Annotated in this window: 15 protein-coding genes, 2 tRNA genes and 1 pseudogene; 13 read left to right on the top strand and 5 right to left on the bottom strand. The window is 67.0% G+C overall.

Going from position 1 to position 17,651, the window contains the following annotated elements:
- The 8 genes and pseudogenes from WT24_RS01185 to WT24_RS01220 form a co-directional block, all read left to right on the top strand.
- Positions 1 to 525: pseudogene (locus WT24_RS01185) on the top strand (aliphatic sulfonate ABC transporter substrate-binding protein); the annotation flags it as partial.
- A gap of 117 nt (positions 526 to 642) precedes the next feature.
- Positions 643 to 729 (top strand) — tRNA-Leu (locus tag WT24_RS01190).
- Positions 730 to 918: 189 nt separating this feature from the next.
- A tRNA-Leu gene (locus WT24_RS01195) sits at positions 919 to 1,005 on the top strand.
- Positions 1,006 to 1,242: 237 nt separating this feature from the next.
- Entirely contained in the window at positions 1,243 to 2,490 is a 1,248-nt protein-coding gene (locus WT24_RS01200; protein ID WP_034207157.1) for an ROK family protein, read from the top strand.
- Positions 2,477 to 4,030, top strand: coding sequence for a sugar ABC transporter ATP-binding protein (locus WT24_RS01205; RefSeq protein ID WP_059499019.1), 1,554 nt, complete (start codon positions 2,477 to 2,479; stop codon positions 4,028 to 4,030). The genes WT24_RS01200 and WT24_RS01205 overlap by 14 nt, the downstream gene beginning before the upstream one ends.
- A gap of 40 nt (positions 4,031 to 4,070) precedes the next feature.
- Positions 4,071 to 5,108 carry a ribose ABC transporter permease gene (locus WT24_RS01210; protein ID WP_034207155.1) on the top strand — a complete coding sequence of 346 codons (1,038 nt, stop codon included), beginning with the start codon at positions 4,071 to 4,073 and terminating at the stop codon, positions 5,106 to 5,108.
- Positions 5,109 to 5,195: 87 nt separating this feature from the next.
- Positions 5,196 to 6,140 carry an ABC transporter substrate-binding protein gene (locus WT24_RS01215; RefSeq protein ID WP_059499020.1) on the top strand — a complete coding sequence of 315 codons (945 nt, stop codon included), beginning with the start codon at positions 5,196 to 5,198 and terminating at the stop codon, positions 6,138 to 6,140.
- Positions 6,141 to 6,273: 133 nt separating this feature from the next.
- Complete coding sequence (locus WT24_RS01220; RefSeq protein ID WP_060030581.1) at positions 6,274 to 7,212, top strand: carbohydrate kinase; 939 nt, start codon at positions 6,274 to 6,276, stop codon at positions 7,210 to 7,212.
- Positions 7,213 to 7,234: 22 nt separating this feature from the next.
- Here the strand turns inward: WT24_RS01220 and WT24_RS01225 are convergent, their stop codons facing one another.
- The 3 genes from WT24_RS01225 to WT24_RS01235 all read right to left on the bottom strand — a co-directional run bounded on the left by WT24_RS01225 (position 7,235) and on the right by WT24_RS01235 (position 10,289).
- Positions 7,235 to 8,965 (bottom strand): SulP family inorganic anion transporter, encoded by a 1,731-nt coding sequence (locus WT24_RS01225; RefSeq protein ID WP_060030584.1) that lies wholly within the window; start codon positions 8,963 to 8,965, stop codon positions 7,235 to 7,237.
- A gap of 17 nt (positions 8,966 to 8,982) precedes the next feature.
- Positions 8,983 to 9,609, bottom strand: a complete 627-nt coding sequence (locus WT24_RS01230; RefSeq protein ID WP_059499023.1) for a ParB-like protein — start codon at positions 9,607 to 9,609, stop codon at positions 8,983 to 8,985.
- Positions 9,610 to 9,746: 137 nt separating this feature from the next.
- Positions 9,747 to 10,289 carry a GNAT family N-acetyltransferase gene (locus WT24_RS01235; RefSeq protein ID WP_060030664.1) on the bottom strand — a complete coding sequence of 181 codons (543 nt, stop codon included), beginning with the start codon at positions 10,287 to 10,289 and terminating at the stop codon, positions 9,747 to 9,749.
- Positions 10,290 to 10,570: 281 nt separating this feature from the next.
- Between WT24_RS01235 and WT24_RS01240 the strand changes: the two genes are divergently transcribed.
- The 4 genes from WT24_RS01240 to WT24_RS01255 all read left to right on the top strand — a co-directional run bounded on the left by WT24_RS01240 (position 10,571) and on the right by WT24_RS01255 (position 15,687).
- Complete coding sequence (locus WT24_RS01240) at positions 10,571 to 11,791, top strand: MFS transporter (protein ID WP_060030588.1); 1,221 nt, start codon at positions 10,571 to 10,573, stop codon at positions 11,789 to 11,791.
- A gap of 215 nt (positions 11,792 to 12,006) precedes the next feature.
- A complete protein-coding gene (locus WT24_RS01245; RefSeq protein ID WP_059499026.1) occupies positions 12,007 to 12,828 on the top strand; it encodes a TetR/AcrR family transcriptional regulator in 822 nt (273 codons plus the stop codon).
- Positions 12,829 to 12,985: 157 nt separating this feature from the next.
- Positions 12,986 to 14,740 (top strand): AMP-binding protein, encoded by a 1,755-nt coding sequence (locus WT24_RS01250; RefSeq protein ID WP_059789778.1) that lies wholly within the window; start codon positions 12,986 to 12,988, stop codon positions 14,738 to 14,740.
- Positions 14,741 to 14,769: 29 nt separating this feature from the next.
- Complete coding sequence (locus WT24_RS01255; RefSeq protein ID WP_060030591.1) at positions 14,770 to 15,687, top strand: DUF1571 domain-containing protein; 918 nt, start codon at positions 14,770 to 14,772, stop codon at positions 15,685 to 15,687.
- Positions 15,688 to 15,713: 26 nt separating this feature from the next.
- Here the strand turns inward: WT24_RS01255 and WT24_RS01260 are convergent, their stop codons facing one another.
- On the bottom strand, positions 15,714 to 15,998 hold the full coding sequence (locus WT24_RS01260; RefSeq protein ID WP_060030594.1) for a PXPV repeat protein: 285 nt from the start codon (positions 15,996 to 15,998) through the stop codon (positions 15,714 to 15,716).
- 295 nt (positions 15,999 to 16,293) lie between these two features.
- Here WT24_RS01260 and hfq point away from each other — a divergent pair, with 295 nt between their 5' ends.
- Positions 16,294 to 16,833, top strand: coding sequence for an RNA chaperone Hfq (hfq, locus tag WT24_RS01265; protein ID WP_060030596.1), 540 nt, complete (start codon positions 16,294 to 16,296; stop codon positions 16,831 to 16,833).
- 81 nt (positions 16,834 to 16,914) lie between these two features.
- Here the strand turns inward: hfq and WT24_RS01270 are convergent, their stop codons facing one another.
- Complete coding sequence (locus WT24_RS01270) at positions 16,915 to 17,640, bottom strand: DUF2968 domain-containing protein (RefSeq protein ID WP_059499031.1); 726 nt, start codon at positions 17,638 to 17,640, stop codon at positions 16,915 to 16,917.
- Positions 17,641 to 17,651: the final 11 nt, after the last annotated feature.

The raw sequence follows: 17,651 nt of genomic DNA on the forward strand, positions 1-17,651 counted from the left end.
CTCGCACGCGCGCGGCTCGCGCCCGCCGATACGGCGATCCATTACCTGACGCCCGCGGACGGCCGCGCGGCGTTCGAGCGCGACAGCGTGGACGCCTGGATCACGTGGGATCCCTATATCGCGTCGGTCGACCAGCATCCCGATGTGCGGATTCTCACCGACGGCAGCGGACTCGCATCGTATCAGCGCTACTACCTCGCATCGAGCGGCTTCGCTGCCGCCCACCCGGACGCCGTGCGGATCCTGTTCGACCGGTTGTCGCAGACGGGCACGTGGCTGCGCGATCACCAGCAGGAAGCCGCGAACACGCTTGCGCCGATCTGGGGCCTCGACGCCGCGACGATCGCACGTGCGAATGCGCGACGCAGCTACCTCGTGCGGCCGGTGATCGTGCAAAACTTCGGCGAACAGCAGCAGATCGCCGACACGTTCTTCGCGGCCGGGGTATTGCCGACCCGGGTCGACACGAAAGAAGCGCAGCGCTGGAATTTCACGGCGAATCGCGCGGAGCCGGTCGGCGTGTGAGAGGCCGGGCCGCCCCGCCAGGGCGGCAAAATATTTTTATGTGGCCGGATGAAATTGTATTGACAGACTTTCCCGGCACGCTACAATAGCGGTCTTCGCATCGCAGCAAGCGAACGTGCCCAGGTGGCGGAATTGGTAGACGCACTAGGTTCAGGTCCTAGCGGTGGCAACACCGTGGAGGTTCGAGTCCTCTCCTGGGCACCATCTGTTTTTGAAAAGGTCGGCTTTCAGCCGACCTTTTTTCATTTCGAGCCTCCGAATCGATGCGCATGTTCGGCACGGGCTTCGGCTCCACCAAGGTGCCCGTTATTTTGGTTCGCGTCCTAAAATTATGTTGACAGCCCGTGAAGACACGCTACAATAGCGGTCTTCGCATCGCAGCAAGCGAAACGTGCCCAGGTGGCGGAATTGGTAGACGCACTAGGTTCAGGTCCTAGCGGTGGCAACACCGTGGAGGTTCGAGTCCTCTCCTGGGCACCATCTGTTTTTGAAAAGGTCGGCTTTTAGCCGGCCTTTTTTCATTTCCGGCCCGGAATCATCGCAGGCCATCTGCAATCCCTCCCCGATTTCGGGTGTCCGCGCCCGCCCCTTTCCCTCGCCCTTCACGAAACAGAACCGGGATTTCCCTAGGCTGACAGGTCTTCGCTCACGCGGTTAAATAAATCAACGTGATTTATTTAATGCACCGCCGAGCGGTGCGACATGGAAGGAGACGCCATGAGAAGCCCGCACTTCGGCCAGGGAAGCAATTCGGCCAACGTGCGCCGTTACAACGAGCGCCTGTTGCTGAAGACGCTGCGCCGCGCGGGCAGCGCATCGAAGGCCGATCTCGCCCGTCTCGCGAGCATGACGGGTACGGCGGTCGGCAGCATCATCGCGTCGCTCGCCGACGCGAAGCTGATCGAATTCGCCGGCCGCACCGAAGGCCAGCGCGGCCAGCCGGCTTCGCTGATCCGGCTCGATCCGCGCGGCGCGTTCGGCATCGGCGTCCATCTCGACCGGATGCGCATCGAGACGGCGCTCGTCAATTTCGCGGGCGACGTGCTCGGCCGCCGCTCGCACGACACGCTGCTTCCCCCGCCCGCCGACGTGCTCGAGATCGTGCGTCACGACATCGATGCGATGCAGGCCCTGCTCCCGGACCATGAACGCGCCCGCCTGACAGGCATCGGCGTCGCGCAACCGTACAACCTCGGCGCGTGGATGCGCGAGCTCGGCCTCGCGCCCGACACGTTCCGCGCGTGGGAAGACGTCGATTTCGCGGCCGACCTCGGTCGCACGCTGTCGCTGCCCGTCTTCGGCGAAAACGACGGCAACGCAGCGGCGATCGCCGAACTGTTCTACGGGTACGGCCGGCAGTGCGACGACTTCGTCTACCTGTTCATCGGGCCGGCGATCGGCGGCGGGATCGCGATCGACGGCGACTGCCTGCGCGGCGTGACCGGCAACGCGGGGGACATCGCGGTGATTCCGGTGCCGCCGAGCCGGCTGGCGTCCGCGCCGCCGCCGCGCGGCCAATGGGACATCCTGCTCGCGCGCGCCTCGCTGCATGCGCTCGTGCGCCACCTGCGCCATCGCGGCGAGACGGTCGAGAACCGCGCCGATCTCGAAGCATGCATCGCCCGTGGCCTGCCGGCCGTCGACGAATGGATCGACGATTGCGTCGACGCGCTCGCGCCGGCGTTGCGCGCGGTGCTGTGCGTGATCGACGCGCCGGTGGTCGTGATCGACGCCGACACCGACGCGGGCCTGCTCGACGCAGTCACGACCCGCCTGCGCGCGGCACTCGTGGCCACCGCGCCCGAGGCACGCGGTACACCCGTGCTCGTGCGCGGCACGTTCGGCGCCGACGCCGGCGCGATCGGCGCCGCCACGCTGCCGATGTTTTTCAACTTCTCCCCGCGGGCCGGCATCCTCAAGGGCGCCCGCACCGACTCGCAGGAGGTCAACCATGTCGCGATCTGAGTCGCCCCGTCCGTTGCTCGAGATGCGCGGAATCAGCAAGACGTTCCCGGCCGTGCGCGCGCTCGACAACGTCAGCCTGACCGTCTATCCGGGCGAGATCCATTCACTGATGGGCGAGAACGGCGCGGGCAAATCGACGCTGATGAAGATCCTGTCGGGCGCCTATCGCGCCGACGCCGGCGGCGAAATCCTGATCGACGGCCAACGCATCGACATCGACGGCCCGCTCGCCGCGCGCGATGCCGGCGTCGCGGTGATCTACCAGGAGCTGTGCCTGTCGCCGAACCTGACCGTCGCGGAAAACATCTACGTCGGCCGCGAACTGCGCCGCGGCAACCGGCGCTGGGGCACCATCGACCGCGCGGCGATGGCGCGCGGCTGCCAGGACGTGCTCGCGCGCCTGGGCGCCCCGTTCGGGCCCGACACGCTCGTCGACACGCTGTCGATCGCCGAACAGCAACTCGTCGAAATCGCACGCGCCGTGCACACCCGCGCCCGCATCCTCGTGATGGACGAGCCGACCACGCCGTTGTCGTCGCGCGAAACCGAACACCTGTTCCGCCTGATCCGCCAGTTGCGTGAGGAAGGCCTTGCGATCATCTACATCAGCCACCGGATGGCCGAGATCTACGAACTGTCCGACCGCGTGTCGGTGCTGCGCGACGGCGCGTACGTCGGCACGCTGGAGCGCGCGGCGCTGTCGGCCGAGCGGCTCGTCGCGATGATGGTCGGTCGCGACATCTCCGGCTTCTACAAGAAGGAACATGCGCCCTACGACCCCGGCCACCTGCTGCTGTCGGTCCGCGACATCGCCGACGGCACGCGCGTGCGCGGCTGCAGCCTCGACCTGCATGCGGGCGAGGTGCTCGGCATTGCGGGCCTCGTCGGCGCGGGCCGCACCGAGCTCGCGCGGCTGATCTTCGGCGCCGAGCCGCGCGTGCGCGGCGACGTGAAGCTGGGCGAGCGCACGTTCGGCGCGCACTCGCCGCGCGACGCGATCGACGCGGGCCTCGTCTACCTGACCGAGGACCGCAAACGCCAAGGCCTGTTCCTCGACATGAGCGTGCGCGACAACATCAACATCTCGGTGTGCAACCGCGATGCCCGGCTGGGCGCGCTCGATCTCGCCCGCGGCGCCGAACGCGCGCGCGACGCGATCGCATCGCTGTCGATCCGCGTACCGCACGCGAACGTCAACGTCGGCGCGCTGTCGGGCGGCAACCAGCAGAAAGTGCTGCTGTCGCGCCTGCTCGAAACGAAGCCGCGCGTGCTGATCCTCGACGAACCGACGCGCGGCGTCGACATCGGCGCGAAATCCGAGATCTACCGGATCATCAACGAACTGGCCCGTGCCGGTGTGGGCGTGATCGTGATTTCGAGCGAGCTGCCGGAAATCATCGGCGTCGCCGACCGCGTGCTCGTGATGCGCGAAGGCGAGATCGCGGGCGAACTCGGCGGCCACACGCAGACGCCGATCACGCAGGAAGCGATCATCGCGCTCGCCACCGGCTCGCAGGCCGAACTGGCCGACGCGCATTGACCACGGCCCCTTCATTTCCCTCTTCTTTCAAGGTACCGAAATGATCAACCCGACCAAGCAGCGGAACCTCGCTTCCGCGACCGCCCATCCGGTCGCCAACCGCACGCCCCTGATGCGCGGCGCCGATCATCGCGCCCGCATGCAATCGCTGATTCGCACGGCCGGCATGCTGCCGGTGCTGCTGGTCCTGTGCGTCGGCTTCGGCTTCCTGACCGACGGCTTCTTCACGCTGCAGAACCTGTCGATCGTCACGCAGCAGGCGTCGATCAACATCGTGCTCGCCGCCGGCATGACCTTCGTGATCCTGACGGGCGGCATCGATCTGTCGGTCGGCTCGGTGCTCGCCGCCGCGGCCGTCGCGGCGCTGCTCGCGTCGACCATTCCCGGCTGGGGCTGGCTCGGCGTGCCGTTCGCGCTCGCCGTCGGCCTCGTGTTCGGCGCGATCAACGGCGGGCTGATCTCGTTCCTGCGCCTGCCGCCGTTCATCGTCACGCTCGGCGCGATGACGGCCGTGCGCGGCGTCGCGCGCCTGATCGGCAACGACACGACGGTGTTCAATCCGCAACTGCCGTTCGCGTTCATCGGCAACGGCTCGATCCTCGGCGTGCCGTGGCTCGTCGTGATCGCATGCGCGGTGATCGCGATCTCGTGGTTCATCCTGCGCCGCACGGTGCTCGGGATGCGGATCTATTCGGTCGGCGGCAACCCGGAAGCCGCGCGCCTGTCCGGCATCAACGTGCGGGCGATCCAGATGTTCGTGTATGCGGCGTCGGGCCTGCTCGCGGGCCTCGGCGCGGTGATGTCGGCCGCGCGCCTGTATGCGGCCAACGGCCTGCAGCTCGGCCAGTCGTACGAGCTCGACGCGATCGCCGCGGTGATCCTCGGCGGCACGAGCTTCGTCGGCGGCGTCGGTTCGATCGTCGGCACGCTGATCGGCGCGCTGATCATCGCGGTGCTGACCAACGGCCTCGTGCTGCTCGGCGTGTCCGACATCTGGCAGTACATCATCAAGGGGCTCGTGATCATCGGTGCGGTCGCGCTCGACCGCTATCGCCAGCGCGACTCGGCCCGGACCTGACAACCCTTTCCTCATCGCTCAACCATCGGCGCGCAGGCAGGTGCTCCTGCGCCCGTTCGCCAACAGACCTCACGGAGACACAACGACATGTTCAAGCACACCGCCGCCCTGACCGCCGCCGCCTGCGCACTCGCCTTCGGCGCCGGCGCCGCCCATGCAGCCGACAAGCCGCTGAAATCGATCGGCGTCACGGTCGGGTCGCTCGGCAACCCGTACTTCGTCACGATCGTGAAGGGCGCCGAAGCGCGCGCGAAGCAGCTCAACCCCAATGCGAAGATCACGGCCGTATCGGCCGACTACGACCTGAACAAGCAGTTCACGCAGATCGACAACTTCATCTCCGCGCACGTCGACATGATCCTGCTCAACGCGACCGATCCGAAGGCGATCGAGCCGGCGGTGAAGAAGGCGCAGGCAGCCGGCATCACGGTCGTCGCGGTGGACGTCGCGGCGGCCGGCGCGAACGCGACCGTGCAGACCAACAACGTGAAGGCCGGCGAACTCGCGTGCGACTACCTCGCGAAGAAGCTGAACGGCAAGGGCAACGTGATCATCGAGAATGGCCCGCAGGTGTCGGCCGTGATCGATCGCGTGAACGGCTGCAAGGCCGTGCTCGCGAAGAATCCCGGCATCAAGCTGCTGTCGAGCGACCAGGACGGCAAGGGCTCGCGCGAAGGCGGGATGAACGCGATGCAGGGCTACCTGACGCGCTTTCCGAAGCTCGACGGCGTGTTCACGATCAACGACCCGCAGGCGATCGGCAGCGATCTCGCGGCGAAACAGCTGAACCGCCCGAACATCGTGATCACGTCGGTCGACGGCGCGCCCGACATCGAGGCGGCACTGAAGTCGAACACGCTCGTGCAGGCGTCGTCGAGCCAGGATCCGTGGGCGATGGCGCAGCAGGCCGTCAACGTCGGCTACGGAATCATGAACGGCCAGAAACCGGCCAACCCGATGATCCTGATCGAGCCGACGCTCATCACGCGCGACAACGTGAAGACCTACAAGGGCTGGAGTTCCCCGCGCTGATCGCGGCGACCCGCCCGCGAGGCCGGGCGGTGCCGGGCCGCGTCGCCGCGCGACGCGCCGGCACTGCCCGCCTGTTCGGATTCAGATCAACTGCCGTACGGCCGCACGCGACGCCGCGGCACGAGGTTTCAACATGACGACGACGTTTCCCCGCCTGATCGTTTTCGGCGAAGCGCTGACCGATTTCATCCGCGACGACGCACGGCACTGGCACAGCATCGCAGGCGGCTCGTGCTGGAACGTCGCGCGCGTCGCGGCGCGACTCGGCGCGCCGACGGCCTTCGCCGGCACGGTGAGTCGCGACATCTTCGGCGACGAACTGATGCGCAAGAGCGCCGACGCCGGGCTCGACATGCGTTTCATCCGGCAGGTCGACCGCGCACCGCTGCTCGCGATGGTCGTATCGAAGCAGCCGCCCCACTATTTCTTCATCGGCGAAAACAGCGCCGATCTCGCGTTCGATCCGGCCGACTTGCCCGCCGGCGCCTTCGACGCCGCCGACATCGTGCACGTCGGCTCGCTCGGTGTCGTGCGCGAGCCGCTCGCGTCGCGCCTGGTCGCGCTCGCGCAGGCCGCGCGCGCGGCCGGCAAGCGAATCTCGTTCGACCCGAACTTCCGCGCGCCGATGGCCGCGCCGTCGTATCGCGACACGCTACGCCGGCTGACCGTGCTCGCCGACTGGATCAAGGTATCCGACGAGGATCTGCGCGGGCTGTTTCCGGAACTCGACGAAGCGGCCGCGCTCGCGCAGCTGCGCGCGTGGGCGCCCGACGCGACGATGCTCGTCACGCGCGGCGCAGCCGGCATGCAACTGCTGCATCGCGATACCGTGCTGTTCCAGCCCGCGTTCCCGACCGAAGTTGCCGACACGGTCGGCTGCGGCGACGCGAGCATCGGCGGCTGGCTCGCGAGCCAGCTTGCACGGCCCGAAGCGTCGGCCGCCGAGCATCTGCGCTACGCGGCCGCGTGCGCGGCCGTCGCCTGTGCGCATGCGGGCGCCTATGCGCCGACGGCCGCGGAAGTGACCGACATGATCGAGCGCACCGCCGCCGGCGCCGCGCTTTCGCGATAGACGGCGCCGACGCGCCGCGCCGTCACGCGGCAGGCGTGCCGTCGCTGCCGTTCGGCGGACTGCCGGCCTGCAACAGTTGCAGGCTCTCGTCGACGCTCAGTTCCGACATCGCAACGTCGTGCAGCGTGTCGTCCGCCGCGCGGCGCAGCGCATGCAGCGCGTGCACCTTGAGCCGCACGAGCGCGAGCCGCAGCCCGCGCGCTACGCATTCGGCCGCGAACGTGCGCAACGATTCGATCGTCGTGCCGTCGACATCCGGTGTTTCCTCGAGACTCAACATCACGGTCCGTGTGTCCGGCGCGGCCTTCATCAGCGCACGCACGCGATTGAGCATCCGGTCCGCATTCGCGAAGAACAACTGCGCCTCGGGCCGCACGATCAGCACGCCCGGCACCGGCTTCGCGTCGGCATGGCTCGCGACGTCGACGAAATCGTGGCTGTCGCGCAGCCGGCCGAGCACGCTGACGTTCGGTTCGGACAACTTGCGCAGCGTCAGCAGCAGGCTCACGCCGATGGCCGCGAGCAGCCCGTGCAGCACGCCGAGCGCGAGCACCGCGAGCAGCGACGCGATCACGACGAGCCGGTCGCGATGCCAGGCCCAGTACGGCCGGAACACGGACGGATGCAGCGAGTGGCTGACCGCGAAGATCACGATCGCCGCGAGCACGGGCTCGGGCGTACGCGCGAGCTGCGGCAGCAGCAGCCAGACGATCAGCGCGACCACGGCAGCCGCGCACAGGCCGGCCACGCGCGACCGCGCACCGGCCGCCTCGTTCGCCGAGGTCGCCGAATAGCCTGCGCCGACCGGCATCCCGTGCAGCAGGCCCGACACGAGGTTCGCACAGCCGAGCGCGACGAGGTCGCGGTTCGGCGACACGGTATCGCCGTGCTTCAGCGCGAAATTGCGGATCGATCCGTACGACTCCGCATACAGGATCAGCATCAGCGCGAATGCGAGCTCGACCGTCTGCATCCATGCGTTGCGGTCGAGATACGGCAAGCCGAATTCGAGGTGCCGGAAATCGATATGGCCGACGACCGCGATTCCGTACCGCTGCCAGTCGATCGCGTAACCCGCCGCGATCGACAGCACGATCACGACGAGCGTCGCAGGCACGCGCGAGCCGCGGCCGAGTACGAACAGCAACGCGAGCGCCGTCGCGCCGAGCACCGCGCTCGCGAGATTCGCGTGCGGCGCGCCGGCGAGCAGGTCGAGCGCGACGTGCGGCGCATCGCCGTGCTGCACGGCAATCGCGAGAATCTTCGGGAGCTGCTTGATGACGATCGTCAGCGCGAGACCGAACGTGAAGCCGCGCAGCACGGGCCGCGCGACGAAATCCGACATGCCGCCGAGCCGCGCGACGCCGGCCAGGACGAACAGCACGCCCGTCATCGCGACGAGCGCCGCCGCGAGCGCAAGCTGCGCATCCAGCGCCATTCCCGATTCGGCGAGCACGGTCGCGGCGAGCACCGCGGCCGACGACGACGTCGACGACACGATCGCAAAGCGGCTGCTGCCCGTCAGCGCATAGACGACGAGCCCCGATAGCAGCGCGATGAGGCCCGCCTGCGGCGGCAGGTTGGCGAGCCCAGCATACGCGACCGCCTCGGGAATCAGCAGGCCGGCAATCGACAGGCCGGCCAGCGCATCGAGGCCGACGCGCCGCATGCGCGGTGCGGGCGGCGCGTCGAGCGCCGCGAAATGGTCCGGACGCTGCGGGCCGGCGTCAGGGCGGATCGGGGCGGTCGTCATGAGGCGGTCGGCGCCGGTCAGGGTTTGACGGCGATCACGCCCGACCAGCCGGGCAGATAGCGCGCGTCCTGGTCGTGCGCACGCTGCAGCGCGATATCGAGCGCCTTCGCGAAGTTCTTGCGGATCTGGTCGAGCGATACGTGCTGGCGCAGATAGTCGGCCCACAGGAATTCGCTGAACGGCGTCGCGTCCTTCGCATAGCCGCCCGCCGTGCGCAGCTCGCCGGCGAGGCTGCGGTACGGATCGTCCTCGAGCCCCGTCAGCGCCTTCGGCAAATGCGCATAGCCGCGCCGCGAACCGTCCGGGCCGAACGGATGCACCCACTGGTTGTGTTCCATCATCCGCCAGAAGATCGTGTCGTCGAGCCACGACAGATCCTTCAGCAGCATCGCGTTCACGCGCGCCTCGCCCTCCTCGATCAGCGCGAGGCCGAGATGGTGGTGATCGGTGATGTAGTGCAGCCCGTCCGGGCCGAGGACGGCCGGGAACCAGTGCGATTCGATCGCGGCCTTGCGCGCGCGCTTGTTCAGCGCCTTCCAGTGTTTGCGCTTTGCCTTGACTTCGCGATAGCCGACCGTCATCTGCGTCGGACGCAGCGCGTCGAGCCTGACGGGAATGAGATGAACGTCGTTGCCGAGTGCCATGGTCGTACCCCATGTTGCGAATTTCCGGCAACGATACTCCTGATCGCGCAAGCCGTTAATCCCTCATGGCACGCGACGTGCGTCCGGTTGACGATCTCCGACACCTGCCCGCGCGCACGACGCCGCACGACGTCGCACTACGCGCGCAAATCGTTGCGTTCGAGACGATGACGAATGTAAGGAATGCCGTCGTGCACGACGCTGACACGCCGCATGCCGAGCTTGCGCGCCACGTTCAGCGAGCCATGATTGGCCTGCGCGATATCGGCGATCACGCGCGGCAGGCGCACGGTGTCGAACGCATGCCGCACGACGGCCGCCGCGGCCTCGCTCGCGAGGCCGCGGCCCCACGTCGCCCGCACGAGCCGCCAGCCGATTTCGACGTCGCGCGCCCCGTCCTGATAGTCGGGAATCAGCAGGATCCAGCCGATGAACGCCTCGGGCACGGCCTTCTCGAAGATCGACCAGTAGCCGAGGCCCGGCGGATAGTCGCGCGTGATCCGGTGCGTGACGAAGCGCCGATGCTCGTCGGGGTCATGCCACGGGCCCGCGATGTGGCGCGTGACCTCGGGATCGCGATCCATCTCGATGCATGCATCGAGATCGGCCAGCACACGCGGCCGCAGCCACAGCCTCGCGGTTTCGAGCACGGGCAACGTGTCGGCAGAACGGTCATTCATCGGGACTCCTGATGCGGTGGCGTTGCGCATCGAGCGCATTACAGAACTGATACAAAAATCCTTCCGAAAGGATACAGATACCTGTGGCGTGCGTCGCGCGTTTCCGTTTCCGTTTCCGAAACAGTGCATTTCGTAGGGATTATTCCCGATTCGCGGTTATCGCGCTCCACATCGCGCAGCGCGCAAGCCTACACTCGATCAGTGCCCCCGCGCCGCGCGCGAGCCGGGCCGGCATCCGCATGCAAATCGCGAGCGCGCAAGCCAACGAGGAGACCCCGGACATGAGCTGGACCCGCGAGCAACGCAACGTCACGATCGCCGCCTACCTGGGCTGGACGCTCGATGCATTCGATTTTTTCCTGATGGTTTTCGTGCTGAAGGACATCGCCGCGGAATTCTCGTCGACGATTCCCGCCGTCGCGTTCGCGCTCACGCTGACGCTCGCGATGCGCCCGCTCGGCGCATTGATCTTCGGCCGACTTGCCGACCGCTTCGGTCGCCGCCCGACGCTGATGGTCAACATCGCGTGCTATTCGCTGCTCGAACTGGCGTCGGGTTTCGCGCCGAGCCTGACCGCGCTGCTCCTGCTGCGCGCGCTGTTCGGCATCGCGATGGGCGGCGAATGGGGCGTCGGCTCAGCGCTGACGATGGAAACCGTGCCGACCCACGCGCGCGGCTTCGTGTCGGGGCTGCTGCAGGCCGGCTATCCGAGCGGCTATCTGCTCGCATCCGTCGTGTTCGGCCTGTTCTACCAATACATCGGCTGGCGCGGGATGTTCATGGTCGGCGTGCTGCCCGCGCTGCTCGTGCTGTACGTGCGGGCGCACGTGCCCGAATCGCCGGCATGGAAACAGATGGAGAAGCGCCCGCGCCCGAGCCTCGGCGCCACGCTGAAGCAGAACTGGAAGCTCACGATCTACGCGATCGTGCTGATGACCGCGTTCAACTTCTTCTCGCACGGCACGCAGGATCTCTATCCGACGTTCCTGCGCGAGCAGCATCGCTTCGATCCGCATACCGTATCGTGGATCACGATCGTGCTGAACATCGGCGCGATCGTCGGCGGCCTGTCGTTCGGCGCGATCTCGGAGCGGATTGGCCGACGCCGCGCGATCTTCATCGCCGCGCTGATCGCGCTGCCCGTGCTGCCGCTGTGGGCGTTCTCGAGCGGCGCGATCGCGCTCGCCGCCGGCGCGTTCCTGATGCAGATCTCGGTACAGGGCGCGTGGGGCGTGATACCGGTTCACCTGAACGAGATCTCGCCCGACGAGATCCGCGCGACCTTCCCCGGCGTCGTCTACCAGCTCGGCAACCTGCTCGCGTCGGGCAACGCGACGATGCAGGCGTCGCTCGCCGTGTCGAACCACAACGATTACGGCTTCGCGCTCGCGCTCGTGGCCGGCATCGTCGCCGTCGCGATCGCCGTGCTGATCCTGTTCAGCCGTGAGCGGCGCGGTATCGACATGACGCAATCGGTCAATACGCGTACCACCGCCGTGTGAACCCGCACGTTGCGGCATCGCATCATCGCGCGCGCCCCGCCCTGCCGGGAGCGGGTGCAGCGCTTTCCGCACCTGCACATCGAACTAGAGGAATTGGTCCAGATTCCGCGCTTGCCCGGTCCGCCCGCGTTTTTTTATCTTAATGAAAACGACTGTTTGAATCAGATAATCAAATCACCTGTTCGCGGCCGGGCAACCGGCATGGGAGGCGGAACATGGCAGTAAGTCAGGAGGGGCGGCCATCTGCGGGACGGTCGTCCGGGGCGCGGTCATCCGGCACGCGGCAGACCGGCGGGACGAAGGCGCGCATTCTCGATGCGGCCGAGGATCTGTTCATCGAACATGGCTTCGAAGCGATGTCGATGCGGCAGATCACCTCGCGCGCGGCGGTCAATCTCGCCGCGGTCAACTACCACTTCGGCAGCAAGGAAGCGCTCATCCACGCGATGCTGTCGCGCCGGCTCGACCAGTTGAACCAGGAGCGCCTCGGCATCCTCGACCGCTTCGATGCGCAGCTCGGCACGCACATTACCTGCGAGCACGTGCTCGGCGCGATGTTCATTCCGGCGCTCAAAGCATCGCGCGATCCCGAACGCGGCGGGCCGGGGTTTCTGCGGCTGATCGGCCGCGCCTACACCGATCCTTCGCCGTTCGTGCGTAACTTCCTGACCGCGCACTACGCGAGCGTCGCGGGCCGCTTCTTCGACGCCTTCCAGCGCGCGCTGCCGCATCTGCCGCGCACCGAGCTCGGCTGGCGGCTGCACTTCGCGATCGGCGCGCTGTCCGGCGCGCTCGCGGGCGCCGAAACGGAAAGCCTGATCGACGAATTCTCGCAAGGCCGCACGATGAACGACGTGCAGATGATCGCGCGGCTGTCGTCGCTGATCGTCGCCGCGCTGAAGGCGCCGATGCCCGACAGCGCGCAACTGTCGATCTTCGCGGCGGTGCTCGACGACGCCGGCGCAAGCGAAGCATTCGGACTGCCGCAGTCGGGCCCGACCGCCGCCGAGACGGCGCCGCTGCATTCCACGAACTGAGCGCGCGAGGCCACGCGCGGCTTCCTGTTCACGATTTGATTGATACGCGCGGTCGTGCGCGGCGTCGAGGCGCCCGCGTCAACCGGCCGCGAAGCACGGAGCATGGGCTGGCGCTGGCGCGCCGACCCTCGCCGAGCGCCAAGACCGGAGACACGTCATGTCATCTTCCGCAGCACCCACCTCGGCCCACATTCCGCCGAACACCGATGCCATCTGGTACGCGTCGTACCCGCCCGGCGTCCCGCACGAGATCGACGTCACGCAATACGCGTCGCTCGTGCAGTTCTTCGACGAATGCACGACCCGCTTCGCCGACCGCGTCGCCTACGTGAGCGCCGGCGCATCGATGACCTACCGCACGCTCGCGCGCAAAGTCGACGCGTTCGCGTCGTATCTGCAAAGCCTCGGCGTGAAGCCCGGCGACCGCGTCGCGATCATGCTGCCGAACACGTTCCAGTATCCGGTCGCGCTGTTCGGCACGCTGAAGGCCGGCGCGATCGTCGTCAACGTGAATCCGCTCTACACCGTGCGCGAACTCGCGCACCAGTTGAAGGACAGCGGCGCGCAGACGATCGTCGTGTTCGAGAACTTCGCGCGCACGCTGCAGGACGCGCTGCCGGAAACGCAGGTGAAACACATCGTCGTCACCGCGCTCGGCGATTTGCTCTCCGACGGTTTCAACGCGAAAGGACGCCTGATCAATTTCGTGCTGAAGCACGTGAAGAAGCTCGTGCCGGCCTATCACCTGCCGCAGGCGATCCGGCTGCGCTCCGCCCTCGCGCTCGGCGCGCGCGGCAAGCCGCAACCGGTGCAGACCACGCGCGACGATCTCGCATTCCTGCAGTACACGGGCGGCACGACCGGCGTCGCGAAAGGCGCGATGCTCACGCACGGCAACCTGATCGCGAACCTGCTGCAGGCGAAGGCCTGGATCGCCGATCAGGTGTCGGGCGACGTCGAAACCGTGCTCACGCCGCTGCCGCTCTATCACATCTATTCGCTGACGGTGAACGCGTTCATCTTCATGGGGCTCGGCGGACGCAACATCCTGATCGCGAACCCGCGCGACATGAAGATGGTGATGAAGATCATCCGCCACGAGACGTTCACGGGGATCACCGGCATCAACACGCTGTACAACGCATTCCTCGACAACGACGAATTCCGCAAGCGCGACTTCTCGAAGCTCAAGCTCGCGATGGCGGGCGGGATGGCGATGCAGCGCGCGGTCGCCGAGCGCTTCCAGCAGGTGACGGGCCGCCCGGTGGTCGAAGGCTACGGCCTCACCGAGTGTTCGCCGATCGTCACGATGAATCCCGTGGACCTGAACGACATGGCCGCGTTCAGCGGTTCGATCGGCCTGCCCGCGCCGTCGACCGTCGTGCGCTTTCGTCGCGAGGACGGCACCTGGGCCGCGATCGGCGAGCCCGGCGAGCTGTGCGTGCGCGGCCCGCAGGTGATGCGCGGCTACTGGCAGCGCCCCGACGAGACGGCCAAGGTGATCGACGCCGACGGCTGGCTCGCCACCGGCGACATCGGCGTGATGGACGAGCGCGGCTTCATCCGCCTCATCGATCGCAAGAAGGACATGATCCTCGTGTCGGGCTTCAACGTATATCCGAACGAGATCGAGGAAGTGCTCGTGATGCATCCCGGCATCAGCGAAGCCGCGGCGATCGGCATTCCGGACGAGGTCCAGGGCGAACGGATCAAGGTGTTCGTCGTGCGTCGCGACCCGTCGTTGACGGCCGAGGATGTACTCGCGCACTGCCGCAAGAACCTGACCGGCTACAAGATGCCGAAATTCGTCGAGTTCCGCGACGCACTGCCGCAGACGAACGTCGGCAAGATCCTGCGCCGCGCGCTGCGCGACGAGGAACTCGCCAAAATCCAGGCGGCGAAGCAAGACTGAACGCCCCCTCGCTCCGGGAGACGCCATCGATGAAAGAAGGAACGAAGCGCCGCGCGCGGCATGCCGCCGCGGCAGCCGTCGCATGCGTGCTGTCGCTCGCGCAGGCGGGCTTGCATGCACAGGAACAGGCCGACGCCGCGAGCGCGGCACCGGCCGCCGCGCTCCCCGCGGATCTCGCGAAGGTCACGCGCGAGCCGCTCGCGCAGCAGGCGCGCTGGCTGCGCACGGCGGCCCAGCGCGGCACGCTCGCGCAACTCGACGATGCGACGCTCACGGCGCTCTTCAAGGCGCTCGATCCGCTGGCCGTGCCGCTCTATATCCGTAACGGCCCCAACGGTTATCCGTCTTACCAGTTCACGATGGTGCGCCAGGAGCGCATCAACGGGAAATGGTCCGACACGCCCGACCGCATGCTCGTGAAGACGACCCGCGAGCCACTGCGCGTGTATGCGAAATGGCTGCCGGGCGGCGCGCATGCCGGACAGGAGACGATCTACGACACGACGCAGCGCAAGGACGAAATGTACGGCCATCTCGGCGGCCTGCTCGGCAAGATTCCGTTATGGACGGCGATCGACGGCGCGCTCGCGCGCGCCCAGTCGAATCACCAGGTGAAGGATCTCGGCACCGAGTTCATTGCGAACCTGTACCTGACCGAAGGGAAGAAATACCTGGAAGCCGGCGTGCAGCGGCCGACCGACGTGGAAGCCAGAACGATCGGCGGCGTGCGCGTCGTCGCGCTGACCTACGAAACGCCGACCGGCCGGCCGCAGTTCTATGCGAAAAAGGAGGTACTGGGGCTCGACCTGCACGCGCCCTATTTTCGGACCGTCGAATCCTATGACAACGACGGCAAGATCTTCGAGCGGATCGTCATCGAGAAAATCGCACCGACGCCGCTCGACGACACCGCATTCGACCCGAAAAACCCCGACTACGCGTTCTGATACGCGCCGGCGGGGCCAGCACGGGCTCAATCGTCATTGTCGTCGCCGTGGTGCCGATGCCAGTGCTTGTAATAGTGTTTGCGCCACTTGCGGTAGCGATCGTCGTCGTCATCGCCGTAATAGCCGTATCCGTAGCCCGGATAGGCGACGACGGCGGGCTGCGGCGCCACATAGACCGGCGCCGGCTCGACATAGACCGGCGCGACCGGTACGCCGATGCCGACCGACAGATCCACGTGCCCCGCCATTGCACTACCGGAAGCGAGCAACGCCATGCTCCCGATCATTCCTGCCACTTGCCTCTTGTTCATGCTCCGGATCCCTGATAAGCCGGCCCGCCCGGCTCACGCGATTAATGTAAGCGCGGCGCCTGCACCGAGGTGATACGGGGCTGCGAGAGTCGTAACGCGACGTAACGAAACGACTTTGGCCGTTCGGCCTAATCGCGAAAATGCGCCGGAACGTCTATAGTGGGTTACGGTTCGACACAATCACGACTGCGCGCTTCCCTATCGAACAAGGTAGAATTCCGCCAAACGCCTTGTGGACGAACACGCCACACACACGCACAACATATTCTCTGACGCAGGCTCCTGCCGCACCTCAATGGCCAATCCCGCAGAATCCCATCCGCAAAACGACTTCATCAATTCGGCACGCAAGGAACGTAAGCGTGTTGAAATCTATCTCGTCAACGGCATTCGTCTGACGGGGTGTATCGAGTCGTTCGACCAGTATCTGGTGATGCTGCGCACCCCCGTGGGTCTGCAAGGCATCTACAAGCGTGCGATTTCCACGATCCAGCTCGACACCGGCGGCTCGCGCCCCGGCGGCGGCCCCCGCGGCCCGCGCACCGGTGGTCGCCCCGGCGGCCGCGAAGGCGGCGGTCACAGCCCGTACGGCTCGCATGGCGGCCCGCGCGAATCGCGCGGCGACAGCGGCTACGGCTCCCGCGAGCCGCGTGAAGGCTACGGTTCGCGTGAGCCGCGCGAAGGCTACGGCGCACCGCGCGAGCCGCGTGAAAGCTACGGCGCGCCGCGCGACACCGGCGATGCCTCCGGCAACGCCGCGCCGTCGGATTCCCGCGGCGGCAATGGGCCAGTCATCGTGACGCGCCGCCGGCGAATCGTGCCGGACGGCCAGTAAAACAAAAAGGGCAAGCCATCCGGCTTGCCCTTTTCACTGGTACGACCGATGCGGCGCGTCGCCGCGCCGCCGTCACCGGGTTCAGCGGGCCGTCGTCGGCAGGCCCGCGTCGGCCTCGCGCTGCAGCGAACGCACCTGCTGCTGCAACGCCCGCAGTTGCGACTGCAGCTGAGCCTGTTGCGCCTGCAGCGCCGCCGTTTCGCTCCGCACGCTCTTCTGCCGATCCGCCACCGCCGCCTGCTGCTGGCGGGCGATCGAGATATCCGCCTGCAAACGCCGCGCGCGGTCCTGCGTAACTTCGATCTGCTTGTCCATCTGCGCCTTCTGCGATTCCAGCTTCGCCGCCCGCAGTTCGTTGACGGCCAGCCGCTCCGCCTGATGCGAGAAATCGCGATAGATCGCTTCCGCTCGCGTTTCGTCGTAAGTCTTGATCACGCGCCAGAACGCCTTCTGCTGGAACAACGCGATGAAGTACGCACCGTCCTTGACGTTGAACAGCAGGCTGGCGCCGTAGCTGCCGTTGTAGCTCGTGCGCATTTCCGTCAGCGAATGCGCCTGGATCTGACGCTGCAAATCGTCGACCGTGCTCGGCCCCGTCGTCTCGCCGGCCTGCGGCTGCACCGGCGTCTGCGCCTGCGAATCGATCACCGGAATCGCGGCCACCGGCGCCGACGCCTGCTGCACCGCCGGCGCCTGCTGCACCGTCGACGAATCGCTGCCTGCCAGCCCCTGCGCGAACGCGCCTTGCATACCTCCCATCATGGCGAGCAACACGCTCACCCGCCCCAACCCCGTCATATGGCTCATGAAATTTTATT

The sequence above is a fragment of the Burkholderia sp. MSMB1078WGS genome (assembly GCF_001528895.1).
Taxonomy (GTDB): Bacteria; Pseudomonadota; Gammaproteobacteria; order Burkholderiales; family Burkholderiaceae; genus Burkholderia.